This window comes from Gilliamella sp. B2717 (genome assembly GCF_026536675.1).
GTDB lineage: Bacteria > Pseudomonadota > Gammaproteobacteria > Enterobacterales > Orbaceae > Gilliamella > Gilliamella apicola_I.
Genome location: NZ_JAFNNQ010000013.1, coordinates 1942 through 4754, shown reverse-complemented (window position 1 = coordinate 4754; position 2813 = coordinate 1942). Strand labels below are relative to the sequence as shown.

At 39.8% G+C, this 2813-nt stretch carries 2 protein-coding genes; both read left to right on the top strand.

Annotation, left to right across the window (positions count from 1 at the left end; genetic code table 11):
* A partial coding sequence (locus J3U35_RS03165; protein WP_267359510.1) for a hypothetical protein occupies nt 1–1228 on the top strand: 1228 nt, incomplete at its 5' end.
* On the top strand, nt 1228–2813 hold a 1586-nt coding region (locus tag J3U35_RS03160), incomplete at its 3' end, for a hypothetical protein (protein ID WP_267359508.1). The genes J3U35_RS03165 and J3U35_RS03160, both read left to right, overlap by 1 nt.

Genomic DNA, 2813 nt, shown 5'->3' with positions numbered 1-2813 from the left:
TGACGGACGGGACAAAGGTTACATCATTCAGCAGCTGACGTTAGGTAAATCGGGCGATGTGGCGAATGATAACCGTACCACCTTAGGATACAGTTCACAAATTACCGAAAGCATCAATTTGGGTGCAGAAGTATTTGCATCAAATCGGGGTGCCGGTGGTGGTGTTCAGGGGAGCTGGGATGTAAATGACCGCACCAGTTTATATACCAAAGTCTTAAATGATGTGGACTCGACCTCGGGGCGGGGTATTACGACAATTGTTGGGGGACGCACCAAAGCGACCAGTCAGATGGAGCTTTACTCAGAGCGTCAATTTAAAACCACCAAAATTGACCGAACTACTTCTGATGTTTATGGGGTAAGTTATAAACCGACGGAAGCACAATTTATAGAGGGGTCTTACTCGGTAGGGCGGGTGAATAATCGTTACCGAAACCGCAATACCAGTTTAACCGGAAATGATGAAACCCGCCGGGATGTGTATGCAGTAGGATATGGTTATAAAAATGATACTGTTCAGGTACGTAACCGGGTGGAATACCGGATAGATGAAGGTAGTGAGCGGATCCGTCAATGGGTAACGACCAACCGGGCAAAAACGACCGTGAACGAGAACCTAAGCTGGATGGCACAGTTTGATTTTGCAAAAACGTTAGGAGAGCACGATAACAACAGTGAAGTGGTGAGTAACTACACGGAATCGACATTAGGCTTTGCTTATCGCCCGTTATCTATCAATAACCTGAATTTATTCGGAAAGCTAACGTATGTGTATGGTTTAGATCCGGATGATCAGCTGATAGCAAATTCAACATCGTCAAATAGCAAAAGCTATACCTCAAGCCTGTATGACCAAAAAAGTTGGGTGTGGTCATTAGAAGGTGTGTATGAGTGGAATGCGAACTGGGAAACAGCGTTTAAAGCGGCGCACCGACAAGGGCATTTACGTTATAAAGGTGAAAGCACGTGGTACTCATCAGGAGCAAGCTTATATGCACTTCGCCTCAATTACAAGACAGGTGACTGGGAATACCAGATAGAAGGTCGAACGTTACGTACAAACCTAGCGGATGACCATAAAGACGGGGTTGTGACCAGTATTTACCGAAATGTCGGTGACAATATCAAGATGGGAATAGGTTATAACTTTACGGATTACAATGACAACTTAACGCGTCTGAACTACCGTTCACATGGTTGGTTTGTCAATGTAGTAGGGAGTTTCTAATGAACAGTTGGCAAAAAGTTAATAGAGGTCAGATGTATTCATCCGTGCAAATCAAATCAAACCGAAAAGTAGAAAAACGAAAAGAAGAGAATTTGCGCATATCAGGAGAAAAGATAATGCGAACTGCACATCATGCAACAGTGAAAAAAAGAATGCTAAGGGGTATAAAACAACTATTAGCCTCAGCGTTTATATCGATGGTGACACTATCAACTGCGTATGGCTTTGATATAGGTGGAAAAGTCTATTTAGATTATGATAATACGGCAAGCAAAACGGAAATGCCGTTAACGGGTTTAAAAGTTGAATTATATGATAGTAACCAAAAATTATTATCTGATGCAACAACCAACCAAGATGGAAGTTATAAATTAGATGCACCGTTCCTGGGGACATATAAGATTGTTGCCAAAACGACTGAAGGTGAAACCATTGATCGCTCAGTACAACTGATAGTGGATACCGGCGCCTCTGCTCAGAACTTATTTATCAAAGGGCAAGGCGGTGATATCAACTTAGTGATAAAAGATGACAAAGGCGCCGGTGCAAAGAATATTCCTGTTAGACTAATTTATAGTGCTTCTTCCAAAACTCCTGTTTTTGTAACAAGTAATAGTGGTACAGTCGAACTTAAAAATACCTTAAAAGGGCATCAGTATGATATGGTGGTTGATGCAGAAGATTTTATTGCAGATTCAAGTAATAAAATCAAATATGCCTTATGGGATGCAACGTTACCGGATAGCAAAAACGCCTACGTTGACAAAATTAGTTTTAATATGGCGGGTAAAAACCAAAAAGGTGTGTTTAATGTTAAACCACGTAATGAATGGGGTGTCGATGGTGTTGTCGCTATCGATCAAAATGGTGATGGGATCTATACAGTAGATTTTGATACCGGTGCAATTGATATGAATGTCGAGCTTTATTATTCTGGCACGACAACCAAAGTACTGGGTACAAAAACAATGACTACTACTGATAATGGTCGATATCGTTTTAAAGACTTAGCGGTGGCGAGTTATGACATTAAGGTAACCAATGTTAAAGCACCTTATATTCCAATTAGTAAAATTGAACAAAACGTTAAAATAACAGACGAAAATAATCAAACAAGTGGTCCGACATTTTTATTAAAAATGGATCCGAACGATACAACGTTAGCTGGTATATCTGGAAATGTGTTTGTACTAGGACCTCAGCAATATATTAAAGCAGGTCCAGACTCAGGTAAAACGGGCAATAATATTCCGCTTGCCACTCTGGGTAGTACAGGAATTAATACCACTGTCGAACTTTACCAACATAATGGAACCGATTGGGAAAAAATTGCTTCTCAATTAACAGCCGGTAATTTGGGGACCTATCAGTTTGTTGGATTAGTAAAAAACAAAGATTATAAAGTTGTTGTAACGGAATCAAATATAAATTTAAATGAAAATATTTTTGTCAATGATACAGACGGTAAATCAACCAGTACCTCCTCTAAATCAAAAAGTATTCATAAAGGTAAAGTCACATTAAGTAATGGTATGCAAGCTAACATTGCTGCTAAAGAGATTATTTTACCTAAACTTAATGAGCA